We start from the raw sequence: 302 nt of genomic DNA on the forward strand, positions 1-302 counted from the left end.
TGAAAAGTATTCTTTATGAGTATCCCCAATGTTAGACCCTGCAAGGTCTTGGTGTTTCACTGATGCCTGTTCTCTACGGATCTCTTGACGTTGCACATCTCTGACATATGCAAGCATTCCGAGTTCACCAAAGTAGCCTTCAGAAAGAATGTCAGTACTGAGTGCTGCTGTATGATAGGTGGGTAATGTGATCAAGTGATGGAAAATTCCTGCTTCTCGCGCCCCATCCTTTTGAAAATTCTGTACCAGTAAATCAGCTTCACGGGCAAGTTCTGTATTATCTAACTCTGGGCTCATCAATG

The 302-nt window shown here is 43.4% G+C and carries 1 pseudogene; it reads right to left on the minus strand.

The annotated features are described in order from the left end of the window. Window positions 1–302: pseudogene (locus tag CWC11_RS20510) on the minus strand (isocitrate lyase); the annotation flags it as partial.

The organism is Pseudoalteromonas sp. S3178 (assembly GCF_005886985.1).
Classification (GTDB): Bacteria; Pseudomonadota; Gammaproteobacteria; order Enterobacterales; family Alteromonadaceae; genus Pseudoalteromonas; species Pseudoalteromonas carrageenovora.